Source organism: Lentzea sp. DG1S-22 (assembly GCF_036321065.1).
GTDB lineage: Bacteria > Actinomycetota > Actinomycetes > Mycobacteriales > Pseudonocardiaceae > Lentzea > Lentzea jiangxiensis.
Map to the genome: position 1 here is coordinate 2,770,034 of NZ_CP143276.1, position 23,799 is coordinate 2,793,832.

The 23,799-nt window shown below is 71.8% G+C and carries 7 protein-coding genes; 1 reads left to right on the top strand and 6 read right to left on the bottom strand.

What is annotated here, in order from left to right:
* Nucleotides 1-46 precede the first annotated feature (46 nt).
* A complete protein-coding gene (locus tag V1227_RS11910; protein WP_329792571.1) occupies nucleotides 47-5,626 on the bottom strand; it encodes an SDR family oxidoreductase in 5,580 nt (1,859 codons plus the stop codon).
* Nucleotides 5,623-7,071, bottom strand: coding sequence for an acyltransferase domain-containing protein (locus tag V1227_RS11915; protein WP_329792572.1), 1,449 nt, complete (start codon nucleotides 7,069-7,071; stop codon nucleotides 5,623-5,625). Before V1227_RS11915 ends, V1227_RS11910 begins: the two co-directional genes overlap by 4 nt.
* A gap of 1,363 nt (nucleotides 7,072-8,434) precedes the next feature.
* Between V1227_RS11915 and V1227_RS11920 the strand changes: the two genes are divergently transcribed.
* Nucleotides 8,435-11,326 (top strand): helix-turn-helix transcriptional regulator, encoded by a 2,892-nt coding sequence (locus tag V1227_RS11920; RefSeq protein ID WP_329792573.1) that lies wholly within the window; start codon nucleotides 8,435-8,437, stop codon nucleotides 11,324-11,326.
* Nucleotides 11,327-11,453: 127 nt separating this feature from the next.
* Here the strand turns inward: V1227_RS11920 and V1227_RS11925 are convergent, their stop codons facing one another.
* The 4 genes from V1227_RS11925 to V1227_RS11940 all read right to left on the bottom strand — a co-directional run bounded on the left by V1227_RS11925 (nucleotide 11,454) and on the right by V1227_RS11940 (nucleotide 23,394).
* The gene (locus V1227_RS11925; protein ID WP_329792574.1) at nucleotides 11,454-12,227 is read right to left on the bottom strand and encodes a thioesterase II family protein; all 774 of its coding nucleotides are present in this window, start codon (nucleotides 12,225-12,227) and stop codon (nucleotides 11,454-11,456) included.
* Between the two features lie 121 nt (nucleotides 12,228-12,348).
* On the bottom strand, nucleotides 12,349-21,429 hold the full coding sequence (locus V1227_RS11930) for an SDR family NAD(P)-dependent oxidoreductase (protein ID WP_329792575.1): 9,081 nt from the start codon (nucleotides 21,427-21,429) through the stop codon (nucleotides 12,349-12,351).
* Between the two features lie 97 nt (nucleotides 21,430-21,526).
* The gene (locus V1227_RS11935) at nucleotides 21,527-22,171 is read right to left on the bottom strand and encodes a hypothetical protein (RefSeq protein WP_329792576.1); all 645 of its coding nucleotides are present in this window, start codon (nucleotides 22,169-22,171) and stop codon (nucleotides 21,527-21,529) included.
* Nucleotides 22,168-23,394 (bottom strand): 2-isopropylmalate synthase, encoded by a 1,227-nt coding sequence (locus V1227_RS11940; protein ID WP_329792577.1) that lies wholly within the window; start codon nucleotides 23,392-23,394, stop codon nucleotides 22,168-22,170. Before V1227_RS11940 ends, V1227_RS11935 begins: the two co-directional genes overlap by 4 nt.
* Nucleotides 23,395-23,799: the final 405 nt, after the last annotated feature.

Sequence of the window (23,799 nt, forward strand, 5' to 3'; positions counted from 1 at the left end):
CCGGGTGCCGTGACGGCCCCGATCGCGGTGATCGGGGCCGTCCCGCTCAGCTGGTGTCGCCGACGTCGAACGTCTCGCAACCGGAGATGCGGATGAGGACCCGGCCGTCCGCGTTCACCGCCTCCTCGACGTTCGCGTCGTCGACGTGGATGAGCAGGATGCCGTCCGGGTTGGACTTGCTCACCGCCGCGTCGCTGCCCGTCGTGAAGAACTCGATGCGGTCGATGAAGCGGGGTACCGCGACCAGGTGGACGCCGTTGCCGTCGGTGCGCAGCAACCGGGTCCGGGCCAGTGCGTCCAGCATCACCGTGGGAACCGGCGGGTTCTCCAGGAGCGCGTGGTCGGCTTCGGTCGCGGGCGGGACCAGCACCCAGCGGGAACTGGTGCCGTCCGGGCCTTCCCTGCCGTCGGTGCTCGCCTGGTAGACCCCGCGCAGGACGACGGCGCTGTCATCGCGGTAGTAGGGGTCCTCCGACGGCCGGTCGGTGACGACGTTCCTGGCGAGCGGGGGAACCGGGAGGGCACCCAGCACCACGTCGCATGCGAAGTGCTGGCGGTCCGCGCGCAGCACCCGGCCACGCCGGTCCACCACGTCGCTGGTGATCCGGACGTGCACGCGGTCAGGGCCGTCCGGCCGCGCCGTCACCCGGTAGGGGTTGCCCGGCCCGGCCTTCGGCGCGACGAACGCCGAGAACCGCAGGTTCTCCAGGGTGCGGACGGGCAGGCCGGGCACCACCGCGGTCGCCGCTTCGGCCGCGATGGTGGCCAGACCGGTGCCGTGCATGGTCGGTTTGCCGTTCACCGTGTGGTCGACCAGGAAACCCGCGGTGCGCTCGCCGAGGTCCAGCAGCCACTGGGTGGTGCCGCGCGTGATGCGGTGCGGGGTGCCGAGCATCCACCGGGTGCGTTCCGGCACCGGGTGCACGAAGCCGGGGAACTGCTCGCCGAACGTCGCGCGTTCCTTCGCGTTGAGGAACGCCACCAGCGGCTGGGCCACCGACGGCGTGCTCAGCTCGGCGGCCAGGTGCCGCACGCCCTCGGACGGGGCGAGCGGAGCCATGATCCCCGCTCGTTCGTTGTTGCCCTGCATCAGTTCCGACCCGCCCATGCCGATCTCCGCCCAGATGGGCCAGATCAGCGTGCGCTCGTCCGCGCCGCGCACCAGCGCCGCCTGGCGGGCCGCGCCGTGCAGGAAGTCGTTGCCGGGCGCGTAGTCGGTCTCGCCGGGCAGGCCCACGAGGCCCGCCACCGAGCCGAAGTTGCACCACTGGGCGGGCTGGGCGGTGCCGAACGCCGCCTTGAGGTTGCGGTACCCGTCGACCTTGACCCCGCGGATGTGCCGCAGCCCGTCGACCGTCAGCCGGGAGATGTCGCCGCCGTTGTGCAGGCCGGCCCCGTGCACGAGCAGGTCGACCTCCGGGGTGACCTGCCGGATCGTCTCGACGGCCGAGCGGACTGCCTCGGCGTCGGTGAGGTCGCAGCTCAGGTAGTCGACCGCGTCCTCGCCGCAGAGCGCGCGCAGTTCCCGCAGGTTCCGCTGCGACTCACGGGCGTTGAGCAGGCGGTCGAACCGGGCCATGACCTCGCGCACCGAGGCACCGGGGGTACGGGCGCGTTCGGACTTGAGGAACTCCGCCCGCAGGCCCGGGAGTTGCTCGTCGCCCGCGTACAGCAAGTTCTCCGGCACGTCCTGCAGTCGCGAGGAGCCCAGCAGCCACAACCGCAACGGCGTCCGGGAGGCGAGCTCCTTGGCGCAGGCCGCCGTGATCCCCCGCGCGCCACCGGTGACCACGACCACCGAACCCGGCCGCAGCGGCGACACGTTCGAGGTCAGGTCGAGCGGAGCGGGCACCAGCTTGGTGCGCAGCCGCACACCGTCGTGGTGGACCACCGCCGGGTAGCCGCGGTAGCCGGCCAGTTCCCGGTTCAGGGTGTCCCAGCCACCGGTCTCCGAGCTGATCACCACGGCCAGCCGCGCCCCGCGGAGGTCCCAGGCGAGACTGCTGACGATGCCGGTGAACAGACCGGCGGAGGAGTGCGGGACGCCGCTGCGCAGCTCGTCGACGAGGTGCACGCCGAGCGAGCCACCGGCGTCGATCCGGTCGCGGCAGGACTTCGCCGCGAGGAACAGCGCTTCGTGCGCGCGGAGGGTCCCCTCCGGAACGGCCTCGCCGGGCGCCGACCCACCGGTGGAGGCGAAGAGGCGGACGTGGCTGAACCGGCCCGCGCCCGTCGCGGCGTCGGGGAACTGGGCTTCGACCGGCGCGGTCTCGTCCAGCACGTGGACGTGGGCACCGGAGCCGCGCACCTGTGCGGGCACCGACTCCTCGCAGCCGGGCTGCACGACGACGAGCCAGTCCGGCCCGGGAGCGGTGGTCCACTCGGCGTCGGAAGCGGGTTCCTCGACGTAGGTGCAGACGTAGCGCTCGTTGCGCGGCGCCGACCGGGTGGGCCGGTGCGGTGTCAGCACGATCCCGGGCGCCGAAGTGCCGGCAGTGATCACCTGTGGCTTCTCCCCCAGCCGGGCGAGCTCGCCGATGAGGTCGCACGCGCCGTTGGCGCCGAGGTAGTCCAGCGGCCGTGGGACTCGGGCTCCGGCGCCGCCGGTGGCGACCGAGACCTGGCAGAGCACGGGCCACCCGGCGGCCGCCGCGGTGCTCTCCCGCGCCAGGGCGAACAGGAAGGCGCCTTCGCCGAGAGGACCGCGACCGAGCAGGGTGCGCAGTTCATCGGTGCTGTTGCCGTTGAGGCTGAGCACGAGCGCCAGGTCCAGCGCTCCGCCACGGAGGTGCCGCACCGCCGTCTGGACCGCGTGCGCGGTCGCGTCCGGCCCGGCGTCGGCGAGCTGCACCGCACCGTTGAGGTTGTAGCGGTTGGCGATGCGCGAAGCGATGACGTTGCCCATCAGACCGGGCTGGGTGTCCGGGGTGGACTCGGGGGTTCCTGCCCTCACCGCGCGACCGACGGCTTGCGCGGCCTGCGTGAACTCGCCCGCGTCGAGCTCTCCCGGCGCCACGGCGAGCAGGTCGTCGGCGTAGCAGCGCAGCGCCGACTGGTACCACGACAGGGTCGGTCCGTAGTGCGCGGCGATGACGCCGGTGGTCTCCTCGCGGCCCTCCCACAGCTGCCCGTGTTCGGCCAGGAAGCGCTCGGCCACGTCCAGCGCCATCAGCTGGGTGCGGTCGATGGCGTCCGACACCGCGGCGGGCAGCCTGCTCACCTTCCACTCCGGCGCCGGGTAGGGCATCGGGAAACCGGCGTTGTCAGCGGGTGCACGCCCCTCGCTCAGGCGCGCCGCGACGTCGGCCGCGGTCGGCGCGCCCGGCAGGTGAGCGCTCCACGCGACCAGGACGATGCGCTCGTCCTTCGCCGCCGGCCGCGAGGCGGGCACGGGCTCACCCGGACCGGGCTCGTCACGCAGCAGCAGGTGCCCGTTGGTCCCGCCGAACCCGAACCCGGAGACGCCGACCAGGCGTGGTCCGGCGGGCAGCGGCGTGTCCTGCGTGGGGACGGTGACGTGCTCCGCGGTCGCCGCCGCACCGGGTTGTGGCCGCTGGGCGGGGATCACACCGTGGCGCAGGGCAAGCAGCGCGTGGATCACCGACACCGCGCCCGCAGCCCACCCCGTGTGCCCGATCAGCGACTTGTTGCTGGTGCACAACACCTCCCGGCCGTCCGCCGACCGGTTCAGCGCGGTCAGCTCGACCTCGTCGCCCGCCCTGGTGCCGGTACCGTGCCCGACCACCCAGACCGGGGCGCGCTCCTGCCCGTACCCGGCGCGGGCGATCGCCAGTTCCTGCCCGCGGCGGTTGGGGGCGGCGATGGCCTTGCCCCGGCCGTCGGCCGCGGCACCGAACCCCGCCAGCACACCGAGCACCTGCTGGCCGTCGCGGCGCGCGTCACCCAGCCGTCGCAGTGCCACGACCGCCGCACCGTCGGAGAAGAGCGTGCCGTCCGCGGAGCCGTCGAACGCGTTGACCGCTCCCCGGCGGCTGAGGCCGCCGAGCTTGCCGAACAGCACGTTGAACCGCGGGGTGACCATGAAGTAGCCCCCGCACAGCGCCAGGTCGGTGCTGCCTTCCTGGAGAGCGGCCACGCCCAGGTCGATGGCGTAGAGCGACGAGGAGCACGCGGTGTCCACGATCGTCACGGGCGTGGTGTCCGGCAGCAGGCCGCGCACCGCGTTGCGGACGACCCCGTCCGGCAGGTGGTTCTCGGGACTGCCCGCGGCCAGCCGGTACCGCTCCCGCAGCAGGGAGCGCAGCCGTTCCGCGTCCGGGCCCGCGGGCGTCGGCCAAGCCTCGGCCAGCATGCGGGCGTACCCCTCGACCACCATCGCCTGCTCGAAGTGCTGATCGCCGTCGGAGCAGGCGCCGATGAACAGCGAGGAGCGGGACGACGGCCCGTCCGGCAACGCCTGCCCCAGAGCATGGCGCAGCCAGGACGACGAGAGGCTGGCGCCGGGAGCGACGCCCTCGTGCCGTCCCATCCGGACGAATCCCGCGGTGCGCGCATACGTGCGGTCGCGGTCGCCCGGATCGGCGGCCCAGAAGGTGTCGAGCGGGTAGCGGTCCCCCGGTTCGCTGAACGCGGGCTCGCCGGCGCGCAGCAGTTCCCAGAACTGCTCGGGCGACTCCGCGCCGGGAACGACCAGCCCCATCCCGACGACGGCGATGGCACCGTCGTCCTCCGCGGGACCGGGAGTGCGTTCCGCCGCCCGGTCGGAGGTGCGGGCGGGCGCACTGCCCGAGGTGTGGGCGGGCGCTTCCTGAACCGGCGCTTCCGGCGTGCCGGGTTCGACGACGTCCGCGACGGGCCGCGGGGCGTCGCCCCACGTGCCGCCGGCGCGGATCAGCGCACCGCCCAGCCGGATCCCGCCGTCGTTGACGACGTTCTCCCCCGTGATCCACGACGCTTCCGGCGAGGCGAGGAAGGCGACGAGCTTCGCGTGCTCCTCGACCGTGCCCAGGCGGCCGAGCGGGGTGCCCGCGACCGTCGCCTCCAGGACCTCTTCGCTGCGGGGGAACAACTCAACGGTCTTGCTGACGAGCATTCCCGCGGACGCCATGTTCACCCGGATGCCGTGCGGCCCGAACTCCACGGCCAGGTACTTCGTCAGCTGCTCGAGGGCACCCTTGCACACCGCCACGCAGCTGTAGTTGTCGATGACGACGCTGGTGCCGATCGAACCGAGGTTCACGATCGCGCCGCCGCGGTCCTTCATGAGCGGGAAGGCGGCACGGCAGCAACGGCGCGGGCCGTGCACGTTGGTGTCGATCGCCCTTTCCCAGTCGCGGTCGGTCAGCACGTGACCGGGTTCGAACACCCCGCGCGCGGCGTTGTTGACGAGCACGTCGAGCCGCCCGTGCCGACGCGCGACGTCGGCGAACATCTCCTCGACCGCGTCCTGCTTGGCCACGCTCGCCCGCAGGTGCTCCGCGGAACCGCCTTCCGCGAGGATGTCCGCCACGGTCTGCCGCGCGGCGTCGATGTCGTGGAACCAGTTCACGATCACATGGCCGCCACCTCGGGCCAGCTCGCGCGCGATGGCCCGGCCCTGCCCCTTGGAGCCTCCCGTCACCAGGCAGATCCGGTCGGCGAAAGCACCGGTGCGTGGACTGTTCACGCCTTCACCCGGCCAGCCCCGAGCTGGGTGAGCAGCTCGGCGATCGACTCCAGGGTGGTGTAGTCGGTGATCCGGATGTCGGCCTCGGGGAGGTCGTACTTCTGGCGGGCGCGCTGGAGCAGCTCGGTCTGCCGGATGGAGTCGATGCCCAGGTCCGCCTCGAGTTCGATGTCAGCCTCGAACACCTCCTCCGGATAGCCGACGGCGGAGGCGTAGAGGGTGCGCAGCTCGTCCACCAGGCCCGGCACGTCCGCGCCCGCGGACGGCGCGGGTTCAGCGGGCGCGGGTGCTGTCGCGGGGACGGCAGCGGTGGGAACGGCGACCTGCTGCGTGCCCAATCGGGCAGGCTCGACCGGCGCCGCGTCAGCTCGGGCGCTCGCGACCGGCGCCCCGTTCGACCCGGTGGTCGCAATCGACGATCCGTTCGACCCGGTCTGCGCCACCGACGATCCGTTCGACCCGGCCTCGGAGCTGGAGGACGTGGCGAACGCGCCGCGCAGTTCGTCGAGGGTCCGGCGCTGCCGCAACGGTGCCGCGGTCTGCACGCCGGGCAGGCACGCGCTCACGAGGTCGGTCAGGGCGGCGCGCGCACCGCACTCGAGGAAGTGGGTGTACCCGTCACCCCGCACCGACACCAGGGCCGGCATGAACCCGACCTCTCGTTCGAGGTGGCTGGTCAGGATCTCCCGGCTGTCCTGCTCGGTCTCGACGTAACGGCCCAGCACCGGCGAGTACATCGGCACCCGCGGAGCCCGCACCCGGACCTCGGCCACCTCCGCCTCGAACAACCGGTTCGCCGCCGCCAGCAGCCGGTTGTGGAACGGGTACGGGACACGCAGGCGCGTCGCCTCGATGCCGAGCAGGCCGGCCAGGGCCGTCAGCCGGTCCAACGACTCGTGCGGGCCCGAGACCACGACCTGGTCGTACCCGTTGTGGGCCGCGACCGCCAGGCCGCGGTCAGCCAGAGAGCCGACGACGGCGTTCGCCCGCTGCCGTCCGACGCGCAGCGCGACCATTCCCCCCTCGGCGTCGGGCGAAGCGCGCAGCGCGCGGTCACGCGCGATCACGAGCCGGACCCCGTCCGCCAGGCCGAGCGCTCCCGCGGCGGTCAGCGCGGCGAACTCGCCGAAGCTGTGGCCGATCACGAGACCCGGTGTGACGCCGGCGAGCTCGCGGGCCAGGTCCAGGACCGCCAGTTCGGTGGCGAAGATGGCCAGGCTCAGAGCGGGGACGTCACTGGCCAGCAGCATGTCCAGGGTCGGCGCGTCCGCGCTCTCCAGCAGCGTGGAGATCGTGGGGCCGCCGTACCGCAGCGAGATCGCGTCCACCTGACCGACGACAGCCGGCAGTGAACGGTCGGCGCACACACGCGAAAGGCCACCGGGCAGGTACCCGCCCTGTCCTGGGAACAGGAAGACCGGCTCGGAAGACGACGAAGAAGACACGATGAGATCCTTTTGGTGGAGCGGGAGAACGGTTTCAGGGCACCGGGGAGGGGACGGGGCCGGCTTCGGGTGAGGCCGGAGGATCGCTCGGCCGCCAGAATGTCAGCGGCGCGCGTGCCACCACGAGTACGCGTTCCGGCTGGCGGATCGGCCCCCTTCTCGCCGTCTGCGCCGAGTACTCTCACCGCAGGCTGCTGCCGGTTCAGGCGAGAACACCGGCGGAAGTCCCGACGACCGGAACGCGCCTGCCGGAAAATCAGTGATCACTGTCCGTCGTCGCCAATCTGTTCTCGCCGTCTCCGACGTCCGCATGTCACCGTTCAGGGCGCCGGAGGATTCGGCCTGCCCTGCCGGTCGGCCTCGATGTTCGTCGCGCTGGAGGAACTCTTCTGGTCGCTTCGATGAATTTCTCCGCATCGACCGGCCCGATCCCGAAGCCCGCACGTCGCCGAAATCCTCGACGACCTCGGGTTCCCGCCTCCGCGCGACCGCACTGCGGCATCATCGCCGCGAACGACATTTCAATCCGGTGCGACGAAATGGTGAGGGCGGAGCGACCCGCGACCTCCCACCGCACCCGCTGGACGACACCGCCCGGCGGAACAGCCGGGGACACCGGGAGTCGTCCGCCGGCGGTTCTCCGAAGGTCCGATCACCCTCCGGCTGGGACGCCAACGAGGCTAAACAGCTCAGCGCCGAGCGGACTGCGGAAGTCCGCAGTCCGCTCGGCGGACTCCGCTGTCCGCGACGATCACTCCAAGGCCGTGGATGCTCACCAGCGGCAACGGCACCGCGCCACCCTCACCGGAAGGCGGACAGACAGCTCACCCGCCACGGAAGAGTGACGTAGATCGCCGATCGCCGAACAAGACACTACGGTTGTCCGCAGCACATACCCGCCACATCGGTGATCCCACTCGCCGATCACCTGATGCCGCGACCTATCGGCCGACCCGGCCGACGATGCGAACCGTCGCTCTTGGATCACAAATTGGAGCACCGTTTGTACGGCCCCGTTCGATCCTGTTTGCGCGGACCCGTGCGGCGACGTTTGTACGGGCCCGTGCGACATAGTTGGTACGGACCCGTGCGACTGCATGCCCGGTTTTCGCCCGATCTGGATATTTTGCGGCGGGGTGTGACAAATCTCGACGTCACTCGCGCCCAGGTACGACGTTGTCGGCGTCCTGAGCGGACCTGAGTTGTTCTCACCTGCAGATTCACCGACAACAAGTCTTTTTGCCGCAACCGGGTGAAGAACTTGACCCGACGGGTATCCGTAACGTGGAATCGATAGGAGCCCGATAAGCCGAGTTGAGACACAACCACCCGAATGGCTTAGTTACAACTACGGAGCGCACAAATGGTCGCCCAGGCATACCAACATCCGGGCAGCAGTGCCGATCTCGTTGGTCGCGGTGCGGAGTTGAAACGGATCGTCGATGCTCTCGAATCAGCGAAGGGCGCGATACCTGTCACGATCCTGGTGGAGGGCACGCCCGGCGTCGGCAAGACCGCCCTCCTGGACGCGGCGTGCGATCTCGCCCACGAACGCGGGTTCGTGGTGTGCCGGGCGAAACCATCGCCGATGGAGTCGGAAACGCCCTTCGCCGTCGTCCAGCAGCTCTTCGGCCACCTGCGCGAGGAAGCGCCTCCCTGCCGGCACGCCGAAGCCGCACCGCACGGGTACGACCTGATCGCCGGGCACCTCACCGCCGAGGCGGAAGACTTGGAGGAGTTCCAAGTCCAGCGGGCGATCCAGGACATCTACCGCTTCGTGGCCGAGTTCGCACAGTGCGCACCGCTCTGCCTGATCATCGACGACGTGCAGTGGACGGACGTGCAGTCGTTGCGCTGGCTGAACTACCTCGTCCACCGCATCGTCAGATTCCCGGTCGCGATCCTGCTGACCCGCACGCCCGGTCTCCGGCCGACCGATCCACTGCTGATCGCGGAGCTGGAGCTCTACGCCGAGCGCATGAGGGTCGAGGTCTTCTCCGCCCAGCAGCTCGTGCAGCTCACCGAGCAGGTGCTCGGCCGCACACCGGACGAGAAGTTCACCCAGTCCTTCCTCGACGCCACCGGCGGCTGTCCCACGGTGACGCGTCACATCCTGGGTCTGATGCGGGAAAAATCGGTACCGCCGGACGAGGACGCCGTGAGCAACCTGCTCCGCCCCGAAGCCGAGAAGCTCGGCCACTCGATGCTCGCGCGGCTCAACCGCCAGGCACCCGACCTCGTCGAGATCGCCAAGGTGATCGCGGTCGTGGAACCCGACGACCTGGACCTGCTGAACGCTGTCATGGGCGCCGGCGCCGAGGAGGTCGCCGATCGGGTGCGGCAGCTGGAAGGGATGGGAGTGCTCACACCGGAGGGCAAGCTGACGTTCACGCACTCGGTGATCAAGAACACGATCGAGAGCGCGGTCGGCTACTGGGAACGCGAGGAGATGCACGCCAAGGCGGCGCGGTTCCTGCACCACACGCGAGCCCCCTCTCTCCTGCTGGCACGCCACGTCCTGCAAACGCCCACCCGGTTGGGCGTCTGGGCGGTGGAAGCGCTGCGCGCCGCCGCCAACACCGTGATCGCCGAGGGCGATGCCCGCTTCGGTGCGAAGCTCCTCACCAGGGCCCTCGCCGAGAACCTCTCCGCCGCCGAGAGGAGAGGGCTGCTGCTGCAGCTCGGTCTCGCCGAGGTCTACTTCGACCCGCGGATGGCCGTGGTGCACCTCCAGGAGGGGATGACAGGGCTGGACGACCCGGAGACGGTTCTGACGGTCGCCTGCCGACTCTCCCAGATCTTCTACTTCGACGGTGCGTACGACGACGCGAGCGAGGTGCTGCGCCGGACCATCGCCGAGATCGGTCCGGAAATCCCGACGGCCGTCGACATGTTGCGCCTGCTGGAAAGGATCACCGTGCCGTCCCGGGACCCGGAAGCCTGGCAGGTGGACTTCCGCCAGTTCGACGAGCGGGAGTGGCGCCGCGGTGACGCGCGCGGCCGCGCGCTCGCGGGTCTGGTCGCCGACGACGCGAGCAGCCGGGGCGTCGACCTGCCGACCTGCCGGAAGGCGGCGCTCGCGGCGCTGTCCGGTGGTGCGACCGACATCCTGCAACAGCCGCAGCTGATGGTCGGAGTGCTGAACTCCCTCCTCCGCGCCGACGAGGTGGATCTCGTGATGCGGTACTGCGACGAGATCCTGGAGGAGGCCCGTCGGGAGGGGCTGACGTTGATCGCGATGCTCGGCCACATCCTCCGGTCGCGGGCGCACCACCACCGCGGGTCCTTCACGGAGGCGGTCGCGGACGCGGAGCTCGCGTTGTCCGCGGCGAAGACGGCGAAACTACCCGAGGACCACTTCGGACAGGTCTACGCCATCGACGCCCAGGTTCGCGCTCAGCTGGCGCTGGGCGACGTCGACGCGGCGGAGAACGCGCTCATCCCGTTCCACAGGACCAGGGAGTTGCCGCACACCTGGCACCACACGGTGCTCCTGCACGCCAGGGGCGCGGTGCGCATGGAGCTCGGCGACACCGGGGGAGCGCTAGCCGACCAGCTCGAGTGCGGCGAGCGGTTCCAGGCGTGGGGCCGGCCCAGCCCGACGCTGCGCCCCTGGCGGTCCTACGCGGCGCTGGCGCACCTCCGGCTCGGACAACCGAGGCCCGCTCTCGACCTGGCGCTGGAGGAGCTGAAGCTGGCACGGGAGTGGGGTGCGCCGAGCGTGATCGGCCGTGCGCTGCTGACCGTGGGCATCGTGACCGGCGACGCCGCCGCCACCCCGTGGCTGACCGAGGCCGACTCGGTGCTGCGCCGGTCACCCGCGCGGATGCTGCACGCACAGGTACTGCTGGAACTCGCTGCGACACGGTGGGAGAAAGGGCAGCACGACGCCGCCCGGCAACACTTCGAGGAGGCGAGGAAGCTCGGCGAGCAGTGCGGCGTCGTCGTGGAGCCGGGAGAGCGGCTCGCCGGCCTGACCTCCGCCGGCACACCGCGCACACCGGTCCCGCGCCCCGCCGAACCGACGAACGTCGCGCCACCCGCCCCCCGGCTCAGCGTGCTCGCGCTGACGCCGCACGAGTACCGCGTCGCCACCTTGGTGGTCGAAGGCAACTCGAACGACGAGATCGCGCACAAGCTCAGCGTCTCGCGACGCACCGTCGAGTTCCACCTCACGAACATCTACCGCAAGCTCGGCGTACGCCGCCGGACCCAGCTGTCCTCCGCGCTGGCGGGCTTCGTCCCGCGGAGGTGACGCCTCCGCGGGATGGCACATCGGGCACTGCGCTCCCCCGCGGTGTCCGAGACGTGCCACGACGAACTCGACCTGTACGTCACACCGTCCACGCAGGACCTGTCCCTTGTGGACAGGAACACACCGGTCAGGCTCCTGCGGCTGCGTCTTCGCCGTGTTGTCCGCCGCAGAGCTCGCGTCGCACGAGGTCCGCGATGGTCCCCCAGTGGTTCACCGGGAAGAAGTGCCCCCCGGGAAGCTTCTCCACGGCGAAAGACCCGGTGGTGTGACGCGCCCAGTCGCTCGCGTCCTGCAGTGGCACGATCGGGTCGTCGGTGCCGGCCAGAACGGTGATCGGCGCGGTGATCGACGCGGAGGGTTCGCACGTGTAGGTCTCGATCGCCCGGTAGTCGTTGCGCACGACGGGCAGCACCATCGCGCGGAGGTCAGCGTTGCTCAGCACGCCCGGTTCGACGCCACCCAGCGACTCGATCACCGTGACCATGTCGTCGTCGGACATGAGGTGCACACCCGCGTTGCGCTGCAGGTGCGGTGCCGCCCGGCCGGACGCGAAGAAGTGTGAGACGGGGACGGAGGCGGCCTGCAGCCGTCGCGCCACCTCGAACGCCACCACGGCGCCCATGCTGTGCCCGAAGAGCGCCAGCGGCCGGCTCTTGTCCAGCACCGCGAACACCTCGTCCGCCAGCACGTGCAGGTCGTCGATCGGTTGGTCGCGGAGGCGGTCCAGCCGCCCCGGGTACTGGACCGCGGACAGCTGGACCTCGCCGGCGAGGTCCATGCGGAGCCTGGTGAACCATCCGGCGGAGCCGCCCGCGTACGGGAAGCACACCAGTTGCGGAGCTTCTTCGGACGTGGCGCGGAACTTCCTCAACCAGCGGCCGCCTTCAGCGACGTTCGCCATGATCTCCCTTTTCCGATCTTGTTGCTGTGAAGTCGAACCGTCGTCGGCGCCGAGCCTCTGCCGCACCGGTTGAGCTCGAGGAGAGGCCCGGACCGCGCGGTGGCGCGGTCCGGGCACTCGATCAGCCGCCGAGCAGGCGGCCCAGCTCGTCCTCCGGGGTGAGGTAGCTGCCGGACAACGCGTCCGCCTCACCGGCCACCAGCCGCACGAGCATCTCCGAGGAGTCCTCGGGCGTGGTGAACCGGCCGCTGTCGCGCTGGTCGGCCATCCACGCACCCACCCCGTCGATGTGGCGGTCGCCGGTCTTCCCGGCCTCCAGCTGCCTGCGGGTCAGGCCGAGGTCGACCAGTCCGGGGTGGTAGTTGAGCACCGACACCCCGGTGCCCGCCAGCTCCAGCGCGAGGTTCTCACCGAGCTTGATGGCGGCGGCCTTGGACACCGAGTAGCCGGAGACGTTGGGCCAGCGGTGCTTTCCGGCCGAGCTCACGATGTTGATCACTCGTCCGCGTCCGCGCTCCACCATGCCCGGCAACGCCGCCCGGCAGGCGCGCATGGTCCCGCGCACGTTCACCTCCATCGCCTGCCACCAGTGGTCCTCGTCCACCTCCCACAGGGGGCCGGCCGGACCGCTGACACCGGCGTTGTTGATCAGCACGTCGACCGAGCCGAACTCCTGCTCCGCCCGCTCGACGGCGCGGGTCAACGCCGTGCCGTCGGTGACGTCGGCCACCAGCGCCAGAGAAGGTGCGCCGATGGAGTCCGCCAGTTCGTCGAGCGCGGCCTGGTCGCGTCCGGTCAGGACCAGGTTCGCTCCGGCCTCGGCGAGCTCCCTGGCGAAGAGCCGCCCGAGACCGCCCGTCGCACCGGTCAGCAGCACCGTCGTCCCGGCCAGCGAAGGCCTCCCCACCTCGTGCGATCGCTCCGCTTCCTGTGCGCCGCCGAGGTGGATCCGCAGGTACTTCGCGAGGGCACCCGGCGTGGAGTGGTCGAAGATCGCCGTGGGCGGCACCGACTGCCCCGTCGCCTTCTCGACGCGGTTGCGCAGCTCCAGCACCGTGAGCGAGTCGAACCCGATTTCGAAGAAGCCGCGGTCGGGCTCCACCTCGCCCGCGCTCGCAAAGCCGAGCACCTGGGACACCAGCTTGCAGACCAGGTCGCGCAGGAAGGCCTCCTGGGCACCTTCGTCCTTGCCCGCCAGTTCGCCCCTGATGGACGGCACGGGCGCCGATTCCACCGCCGGACGCGACTTCACGTGCTCGCGCAGCAGCGGGGTCAGCGGCGCCGACTCGCTGTCGACGAGCTGACGGGTGTCCAGCCCGATCGGGGCGAGCATCGGCTCCTTCGAGCGCAACGCGACGTCGAACGTGGCCAGCGCGTCCTCTGTGGACAGAGCCTTGAGCCCGAGCCGGGCGAGCCGGCGCAGGTCCGCCTCGTCGAGGTGACCGGACAACTCGCTGCGCTCGGCCCACAGTCCCCACGCCAGCGACAGCGCGTGCTGCCCGGCGTTGTGCCTGCGCCGTGCGATGGCGTCGATGCAGGCGTTGGCGGCGGCGTAGTTGGCCTGGCCGGCCGTGCCCCACCAGGCGGCAGCGGAGGAGCAGACGACGAACCAGGTGAGGCCCGCGTCCCTCGTGAGCTCGTCGAGGTGCGTCACGGCGTCCACCTTGGCCGGCAGAACGGCCTCCAGCGCCTCCGCGGTCAGCGACTGGATCGTCGCGTCCCGCGAGGTTCCGGCGGCGTGGATCACGCCGGCCAGCGGCCGATCCGACGGGATCCGCGCGAGGACCCCGGCCAGCTGCTCGCGATCTGCCGCGTCGCAGGCCTCCACGGTGACGGAGGCCCCGAGCTCACGGAGTTCCGCGGACAGCCGGGCCATGCCGGGTGCGTCTGCTCCTCGGCGGCTCAGCAGGACCACGTCCCGAACCCCGTGCTCGCGCACGGCGTGCCGGGTCAACGCGGAGCCGACGACTCCGCCCGCACCGGTCACGAGCAACGAACCACCACGCCACTCGGGGGTGGACGGCCCGGCGGGTCCGGCACCGGCGAGCCTCGGCACGCGGACCTGTCCGCCGCGCACAGCGAGCTGCGGCTCGTCCGTGCCGACCAGGTCCCGCCAGGCCTTGTCCGACGCGGCGCTGCCGTCGAGGTCGATCAGCTGCAGCCTGCCGGGGTGCTCGGTCTGCGCGGAGCGCACCAGACCCCACACCGCCGCCGCGACCGGGTCGCCGTCCACCGCACCCCGGGTGAGCACGGCCAGCCGGGCACCGGGCTCGTGGTCCCGCTCCAGCCAGCCGCGCACGGAAGCCAGTGCCGCGTCCAGCGCGGTCCGGACCCGTCGCGGCAGTGGCATCGCAGGGTCACCGTTGTCGACGGTCAGCGTGAGGTGCCCGGTCCCTCGTGGCCCGGACAGCTTCTCCGGCGCCTTCCAGTCGATGCGGAACAGGGTCTCCTGCGCTTGTGCGGCACCGATCACCTGCAACTGCTCACGTACCACCGGCCGCGCGACGAGCTCGTCGGCGGAGAGGACCGGCATGCCCACGTTGTCCCAAGCGGTGATGCCGAACGAGTCCTGCCCCTCGCTCCGCAGGCGAACCCGCAGCGACGAGGCACCGGGTCCGTGCACCTCCACCCCCGCCCAGGAGAACGGCAGGCGCAGCACGTCCGCCGCCAGCGGGTGCAACGCCGAGTCCAGCAGCGCGGGGTGGACCAGGTAGTCGCCGGCTTCGTCCCGCACCGCCGCGGGCAGGGTCACCTCGGCGAAGACGTCGTCGCCGCGACGCCAGGCCCTGCGGACGCCCTGGAAGTCGGGTCCGTAGTCCAAGCCGTCCTCGGCGAGGCGGGAGTAGAGCCCGTCGAGGCCGACCGGCTCCGCGTTCGCGGGCGGCCACTCGGTCAGGTTCTCCCCCGAACCGGGCATGCCCGGAATGAGGCGGCCGGTGGCGTGCGCGGTCCACGGCGCGTCGGCCGAGGTGCGCGAGTGCAGTGTGAGGGCACGGCTGCCGTCACCCTGCGGCGCGGACACCTCCACCTGGACGTCCAGGGTGCCTTCAGCCGGGAGCACCACCGCGGACCGGAAGAGCAGTTCCGCCACCCGCGGGCAGCCGACCTGCCCACCGGCCTTGGCGGCCATCTCCAGCAGGGCCGTGCCGGGCACCACCGCGGCACCACCGACGCGGTGGCCACCGGCCCAGGCGGGACGCGCGGTGGACAACTGTCCGATGAGGACAGTGGTGTCGCTGCCGGCCAGGGACATCGAGGCGGTCAGCAACGGGTGCCCGACCGCGTCGAGGCCGGTACCCGTGACGCCTCGGGTGGCACGCGGGGTGTCGAGCCAGAAACGCTGCCGCTGGAAGGCGTAGGTGGGCAGCTCGACGTGCGGCAGCGTGACCTCGCCCAGGACCGCCGACCAGTCGACGGAGGTACCGCGGACGAACAGCTTGGCGACGGTGTCCAGCAGTGCTCGTGTCTCCACGCGGTCCTTGCGCAGCAGCGGCAGCGACACGGCCGACGGGGACAGGCTCGCCGACGCCGACGCCGAGAGCACGCTGTCGGGGCCCAGCTCCACGAAGGTCTTGACGCCACCGGCTTCGAGCACGCGCACGGCGTCCTCGAACCTCACCGACTCGCGCACGTGGCGGACCCAGTACTCCGCGGTGGTGAAGTCGCCCGCCCCGGCGTCCTGGCCGGTCAGCGTCGACACCATCGGGATGCTCGGCGCCGAGAACTCGATGCGGGACACGACGTCCCGGAACTGCTCCAGCATCGGCCCCATCAGGGGCGAGTGGAACGCGTGGCTGACCCGCAGGGCCTTCGTGCGGTGGCCGCGCGACCGCAGCTGCTCGGTGATCGCCTGCACTCCGGCGGCGGCACCGGACAGGACGGTGGCCCCGGGCCCGTTGACCGCGGCGATCCCCACCTCGTGCTCGCGACCGGCGAGCAGGTCGGTCACCTCGGCGGCGGCCGCCTCCACGGCCACCATGACGCCGCCTTCGGGCAGTTCGCCCATCAGCCTGCCGCGAGCGGCGACGAGCGTCGCGGCGTCGCGCAACGACATGACGCCGGCCACGTGGGCCGCGGCGATCTCGCCGATGGAGTGCCCGGCCACGCGGTCCGGTCGCACTCCCCACGCCTCCAGCAGGCGGAACAGCGAGACCTCGAGCGCGAACAGCGCGGGCTGCGCGTGCTCGGTCCGGTCCAGGCTGTCACCGGTGAAGACCAGGTCGCGCAGGCTGACGCCGAGCAGCGGGTCGAGCACCTCGGCCGCTTCGTCGAACGCGGCCGCGAAGGGCGGGTACGCCTCGTACAGCTCCCGTCCCATGCCGGCGCGCTGGCTGCCCTGACCGGCGAACAGGAAGGCGGTCCTGCCCGCCTGCTTCTCGGCCGCGACCACCAGGTTCGGCGCGTCGTCGCCGTGTGCGGCGGCGGTGAGGCCCGCCAGCAGCGAGTCACGATCGCCACCGAGGACGACGGCACGCTGGTCGAAGCGCGACCGCCTCATGAGGGCCGCCGCGACCGCGCGGTCGTCGTGGCCGGGCTCCCGGTCGAGGAAGTCCGCCAGCTTGGCCGCCTGCGCCCGCAGCGCCGCCGGGGTCCTGGCGCTGAGCACCCACGGCGTGATCGCCCCTGCTCGCGGCTCAGTCGCCGGGACGGCCGCTTCTGCCGGGCTTTCGAGGATGACGTGCGCGTTCGTGCCACTGATGCCGAACGACGACACCGCGGCTCGACGGGTCCCTTCCGGCCACGGCCGCGCCTCGGTCAGCAGCTCGACCGATCCGGCAGTCCAGTCCGCGTGCGGCGAAGGCTTGCTCACGTGGAGGGTCTTCGGCAGGACACCGTGCCGCATCGCCATGATCATTTTGATGATCCCGCCGACGCCCGCGGCGGCCTGGGTGTGGCCGGTGTTGGACTTCAGCGAACCAAGCCACAGCGGCCGGTCGCGGTTCTGGCCGTAGGTGCGGAGCACGGCCTGTGCCTCGATCGGGTCGCCCAGGGGCGTTCCTGTGCCGTGCGCCTCGACGACGTCGACGTCGGACGCGGTCAGCCGCGCGTCGGCCAGGGCTTGCTCGATGAGCCGGCGCTGAGCGGAGCCGCTCGGCGCGGTGAGGCCGTTGGAGGCGCCGTCGGAGTTGACCGCGCTGCCGCGGACCACCGCGAGCACCCGGTGCCCGTTGCGCCGTGCGTCGGAGAGCCGCTCCACCACGAGCATGCCCGCGCCTTCGGCCCAGCTGGTCCCGCTCGCGTCCGCGGAGAACGACCGGCAGCGCCCGTCGGCGGCGAGTGCGCGCTGGCGGCTGAACTCGACGAAGGTGACCGGGGTGGACATCACCGCCACACCGCCGACCAGCGCCATCGAGCACTCGCCGGTGCGCAGCGCCTGCGTGGCCAGGTGCAGGGCCACCAGGGAGGACGAACACGCGGTGTCGACCGACATCGTGGGCCCCTGCAGCCCGAAGACGTAGGAGATGCGGCCGGACGCGACGCTGCCGTGGCTGCCGACGGTCAGCATCCCCTCCATGCCGTCCGGGATGTCGCGGACGTCGCCGACGCGGGTGGAGTAGTCGTGGAACATCACGCCGGCGTAGACGCCGGTGCGGGATCCCTTCAGCGACAGCGGATCGATGCCGGCGTTCTCCAGTGCCTCCCACGACGTCTCCAGCAGCAGCCGCTGCTGCGGGTCGGTGGCCAGCGCCTCGCGGGGCGCGATGCCGAAGAACGAGGCGTCGAAGTCGGCGGCGTCGTGCAGGAACCCACCTTCACGGGCGTAGCTGGTGCCGCGGTGGGCGGGATCGTCGTGGAAGAGGGTGTCGAGGTCCCAGCCGCGGTTGTCGGGGAACGCCGTGATCGCGTCGGTACCGGTGGCGACCAGGTCCCACAGCTCCTGCGGTGAGCTGACCCCGCCGGGGAAGCGGGCCGCCATGCCGACGATCACGACCGGGTCGTCCCCGGCCTCTTCGGGTTCGGGATCGGGTTCGGTCGGCTGGATCACGTGGGTCACAGTGGTGTCCTTCTCGATCGAAAGTTCTTCCACGACGTGGTCGATCACGTCCAGTGGGCTGGGCCGGTCGAACAGCAGGGTCGGCGACAGGCGCAGGCCGGTCGCCTCGCGGAGGCGGTTGCGCAGTTCCAGTGCGGTCAGCGAGTCCATTCCCAGCGCGGAGAACGGCTGTCCGACCTGGTCGTCGCGCAGCCGGGCGTGGCCCAGCGCGGCCGCGGCGCTGGTGAGCACCAGCCGGGTCAGCTCTGCCCGGAGCTCGTCGCCGGTCAGTTCACCGAAGTCCGCGGAGGGCTCCGGTTCCGCCGCGGCGGGCTCGGTCACGACCGGCGTGCGGACGAGGTCGGCCGGCAGCGGCACGGGCTGTCCGGTGACGGACCGGAGGTCCAGGCGGACGGGCGCCAGCACCGGCTCGGTCGAGCGCAACGCACCGCCGAACGCCGCGACGGCGTCCGCTGTGGACAGTGGTGCGATTCCCACCCCGGCCATCCGCTGGAGGTCGGCGTCACCGAGGTCGATCCCGTGCAGCACCGGTCCCGTGTCGACCGGTGCCTCCTCCTCGTCGCCGATCCAGAACCGCTGCCGCTGGAAGGGGTAGGTCGGCAGGTCGGCGGCACGCACCCGCGTGCGCGTCGAGGGGACCGCGGTCGACCAGTCGACGTCCATCCCGCCTGTGAACGCCTCCGCGGCCGAAGTGAGGAAGCGGCGGAAGTCGCCCTCGTCGCGCCGGAGCGAGCCGACGACGACCGCGTCGTCGACGTCCGCGGCGGTCACCGTGTCCCCGACGGCGCCGACGAGCACGGGGTGCGAGCTGACTTCGACGAAGTGGCGGAAGCCCTCGGCCAGCAGCGCTTCGGTGGCCTCACCGAAGCGGACGGGCGCTCGCAGGTTGTGCGCCCGGTACGCGGCGTCCAGGCGGTCCGTCCAGGCGCAGTCCGCGGTGGAGAAGAACGGGGTGCTGCCCTGCCGCGGGCGGATCCCGGCGAGAGCCTCGACGACCTGCTCGCGGACGGAGTCGACGTGCGGGCTGTGCGAGGCGTAGTCCACGGCGATCCGCCGCGCCCGCAGGCCCTCCTGCTTCCACTGCGCCACCAGGGCCTCGACCGCGTCCTGGTCTCCGGAGACGACGGTCGAGCGAGCGCTGTTGACCACCGCGACCTCGACGCCGGGATGGCCGGCCAGGCGTGAACGGACCTCGTCGGCGGGCATGTCGACCGACGCCATCGCGCCGTGACCGGCCAGCTCGGCGGCGATGATCTTGCTGCGCAGGGCGACGACGGTCGCGGCGTCGTCGAGATCGAGCTTCCCGGAGACCACCGCGGCGGCGATCTCGCCCTGGGAGTGCCCCAGCACGGCGGCGGGCCGAACGCCCGCCGATGCCCACAGCCGGGCCAGCGACACCATCACGGCCCAGGACGCGGGCTGCACCACGTCGACGCGGTTGAGGCCGTCGCCGGTGCGCAGGACCTCGGTCAGGGACCAGTCCACGTGCGGTGCCAGCGCCTTCTCGCAGGCGGCGACGGAGTCTGCGAACACCTCGGAGACGTCGAGGAGGTCGCGGCTCATCCCCGCCCACTGCGCCTGCCCGGGGAAGACGAAAACGGGACCGGCGTCGGACTTCTCGCTGCGGCCCAGGACGACGCCCGCGCCGGGAACACCCTGTTCGATCCCGGCGAGACCGGCATCGAGCTCATCGGCGGTGGCGGCGAGCACGACGGCGCGGTGGTCGAAGAGCGTGCGCCGGGTGAGCAGCGCCTGAGCGAGGCCGGCGCGGTCGAGGTCCCGGCCGCGCAGGTTCCGGGCCTGGGCGCGCAGCGCCTCGGGCGTCTTCGCGCTCAGCACGAACGGCAGGGTCGCCTCGGTGTGGTCCGAGCTGGTCTCTCCGTCCTTTCCGGACCGAGGCGGTCCGGAGAGGACGACGTGGCAGTTCGCCCCGCCCACGCCGAAGGAGCTGACGCCGGCCAGCCGGGGCTCGGCGCTCCAGTCCTCGGTCTCGGTCTGGACCCTGATGCCCAGCTCGTCGAACGCGATGTCCGGGTTCGGCTCGGTGAAGTTGAGGCTGGGCGGGAGCTGTCCCCTGCTGATCGAGAGCACCGTCTTGAGCAGCCCCGCGATACCGGCCGCCCCTTCGAGGTGGCCGATGTTGGTCTTGACCGAGCCCACGCGCAGCGCGTCGGCCGGAGCGCGGCCGGCACCGAGCACCCGGCCCAGCGCCGAGGCCTCGACCGGGTCGCCCACCCTGGTGCCGGTGCCGTGCAGCTCTACGTACCGCACCTGCCGCGGGTCGACGTCCGCGGCGCGGTAGGCCGCGCGCAGGACCTCCGCCTGCGCGGTGGCGTCCGGGGTGGTGAGACCGTCGCTCGCGCCGTCGTTGTTGACCGCGCTGCCGCGGATCACGCAGAGGATGTCGTCCTGGTCGGCCAGCGCCTTCGCGAGCGGCTTGAGGACGACCACGCCGCCGCCCTCGCCGCGCACGTACCCGTTCGCCCTGGCGTCGAAGGTGTGGCAGCGCCCGTCCGGGGAAAGACCACCGAACTTGGCGGCACCGGCAGTGCTCTCCGGTGCGAGGTTCAGGTGCACGCCACCGGCCAGCGCGACCTCGCACTCACCGGTGCGGATGCTCTGGGCGGCGAGGTGCACCGCGACGAGCGCGGACGACTGGGCGGAGTCGACGGTGAAGCTGGGGCCCCGCAGCCCGAGGGTGTAGGAGATGCGGTTGGCGATGAGGGCGCGGCTGAGACCGGTGACCGTGTGGTGCCCGATTTCCTCGATCCCCTCGCGCTGCGCGAGCGTGGCGTAGTCGGATCCGAAGGCGCCCATGAACACACCGACGGCGTGCTCGCGCAGCGCAGCCGGAACCACGCCGGCGTTCTCCAGTGCTTCCCAGGCCAGCTCCAGCGCGAGCCGCTGCTGCGGGTCCATGTCCGCGGCTTCGCGCGGGGAGATGCCGAAGAACGCCGCGTCGAACCGGTCGACCTCGTCGAGGTAGCCGCCCCAGCGTGAGTTCGCCCGGCCGGGCCGCGACAGGTCGGCGTCGTACAGGGCGTTCGCGTCCCACCGCGTGGCAGGGGTCTCGGTGACGGCGCTTGCACCCGCGACGAGCAGTCTCCAGAAGGCGTCCGGGTTCTCCGCCCGGGGAAGGCGGCAGGACAGGCCGATGACGGCGATCCCATCCTGTGCGGCGGCAGCGGCGTGGTCGGGCGTGATCATGTGTGACTGAGTTCCTTCAACTGGCGGCGACGGTGCGCGAAGGCGGTGCTTTCTCGCGGTACCAGGGGGTTCACCGTTGAACGCCACAGGGATCCGATCAAGGCTCGGCGTAACGGGAACGCAGGTGCCGCAGGTAGGCGGCGGCGTCGCGGTGAGGGTGGTCCTGAGCACCGCGGCGGTGCAGGTCGAGGCTGCCGCCGGGGTGCAGGCGCAGCGTCGTGGTGGCTCGCCGGACGGGCTCGGACCGGCTGCTGTCCGCGAGGTCCAGCACGGGCGTGCCGGGCGGGAACATCGCGAGGGCGTCGGCGGCCGAGGCCACCGGCGGGTGGCCGGTGCGGTTCGCGCTGCTCACGTAGAGCAGCGGGAACGGGTCCAGCACCGGGCGCACCGGCGTCCAGCGAGCGCCGAACAGCAGCGTCCAGGCGTCCCTGGTGGCGGGCGCCAGCCAGCCGGGGACGCCGGGCGACGTCGGTACGAGCAGGGTGACGTGCTCGTCGCCGAGCAGCCGGTGGGCCAGGGCGGCCGCCGCCGGCTCGAGCGTCGTCGCCGAGATGATCTCGGTGAGGACGTCGGGGCTGTGCGCCCACACCGCGACGGCCTGGTCGACCGGACGGCCCTTGGCGGCGTTGACCGCGGCCGGGGTGGTGGCGGTGACGACGTGCGTCAGCGGGGCGGGGTTCGGCAGCACCACCGCCTCCCCCCTGCCCAGCGCGTCTCGCACGTCTTCGAGGTCGACGATCACCGCTGTCCCGCTCCGGCGCGCAGCCCGTCGAGGTAGTGGGCGAACGCCTGGTCGTCCACCACCGCGTGGCCCTGCTGGTAGGCGCGGGACTTGACCCAGGCCATCGCCGTGCGCGCGCCGGCGGCGTCGAGCTCGTGGCCGAGGCGGCCGGCGACAGCGGTGACGACACGGGCGCTGGCCAGATGGGTGAGCACGACGCTCGGCGTGATGCCCAGCTGCTCCGGGGCGAAGGGCTGGAACAGCTCCGGGTGCACGAACGGGGTGCCGGTGGAGATCGTGCCGACACCGGTGCCCACCACCGGGGTGGTCACCCCCAGCGGGACACCGATCTCCTCGGCCACGGCCTGGGCCAGGCGGGGCAGCCGGGTCAGGTCCGGGGGCGTGCTCCACGCGTCGGCGTCCTCGCCGAGCAGCACCTTGGTCCGGTCGGCGCGGTAGGCCAGCAGGAACAGCACCTGCTCGGTCGCCACCAGACCGGAGCGCTCGGCAACGCCCAGCCACGAGGAGGACACCACCCGCGCACCACTGCTCAAGGCTTCGAGTGTGTTGGCCAGCCCCAGGCCGAGGTCGTTGTGCGCGTGCGAAGCGAGCACCACGCCTTCGGAGCGCGCGGCCGCGAACATCGCGCCCGACTCGGCGGGCAACTGGTCTCCCACGGTGTCCGCGAGGAACACCACCCCCGCTCCCGCGGCCGTCAGCTCACGCGCGGCGTCCGCGAGCAGACCGTGATCGGCACGAGACGCGTCGGCCAGGCACACGTCCACCGCGACCCCGGCACCCAGCGAGTCGCTCACCAGGGCGGCACCGGCGCGCACGGCCTCGGCGGCCCGCCGGTGCGTCATGACCTCCGCCATGGCCTCCGACGCCGGGACCACGAGCATGACCCGCGCATGCGCGATGCCGTGCACGGAAGCGATCGCCTGTCGTACGTCCGCGGCCGTCCCCCGGCAGACCGCCGCGGGACTCACCGTTCCCTCGGCCTCCACCGCGACCCGGCGCACGGCCTCGAACTCCTCCTTGCACACCGCCGGGAAACCTGCGGCGAACACGACGTGCCGAGGACCGTCCTCACCGAACATCGCCCCCTGCTCGCGCGCCAGCCGCACCCGGAATTCGGGGCTCATCAAGGTCTTGCCCTGCGCCCCGTCCCGCGCCGACTCCTCCCAGAGCACGACCCTGCCGGCCAACGCCGATTCCCGCACCACATCCGGCTCAGCGATCATTGTGCACCGTTGCCAATCTGTTCTCGTCGACTCTGACGCCTGCACGCCACCGTTCCGCGGTGTTCTCCCGGCAAACTCGGTCCGTCGCCTGGTGAAGCCGATTCTGCATTGATGTCCGTTGCGCAGAAGGAGCTGTTCGCCTGGATGCGGTGAATTCTCTTTGCGCCGACATCTCGATCCTGGAGCAGATCGACCGCCCGCACATCACGGAAAACCGCAACGACAAAAACATCCGTCGCGACCGATCTTCGGCATCATCGACGCGTACAGCGTTTCACCTGGTAGGCGACAGAACGGCTGAGATCACCACGTACGAGCCGTCCGCCCCCGGCAGATGCTCGGACGTGCGTCACCTTCGGCTGGCGCACATCCAGGCTAACCAGTTCCGCATCGGCCCCACTGCGG

What these genes read in the sequence shown, in the direction of transcription:
- V1227_RS11920 (WP_329792573.1), top strand. Translation starts at nt 8,435, where the DNA reads ATGGTCGCCCAGGCATACCAACATCCGGGCAGCAGTGCCGATCTCGTT.
- V1227_RS11925 (WP_329792574.1), bottom strand. Translation starts at nt 12,227, where the DNA reads ATGGCGAACGTCGCTGAAGGCGGCCGCTGGTTGAGGAAGTTCCGCGCC.
- V1227_RS11930 (WP_329792575.1), bottom strand. Translation starts at nt 21,429, where the DNA reads ATGATCACGCCCGACCACGCCGCTGCCGCCGCACAGGATGGGATCGCC.
- V1227_RS11940 (WP_329792577.1), bottom strand. Translation starts at nt 23,394, where the DNA reads ATGATCGCTGAGCCGGATGTGGTGCGGGAATCGGCGTTGGCCGGCAGG.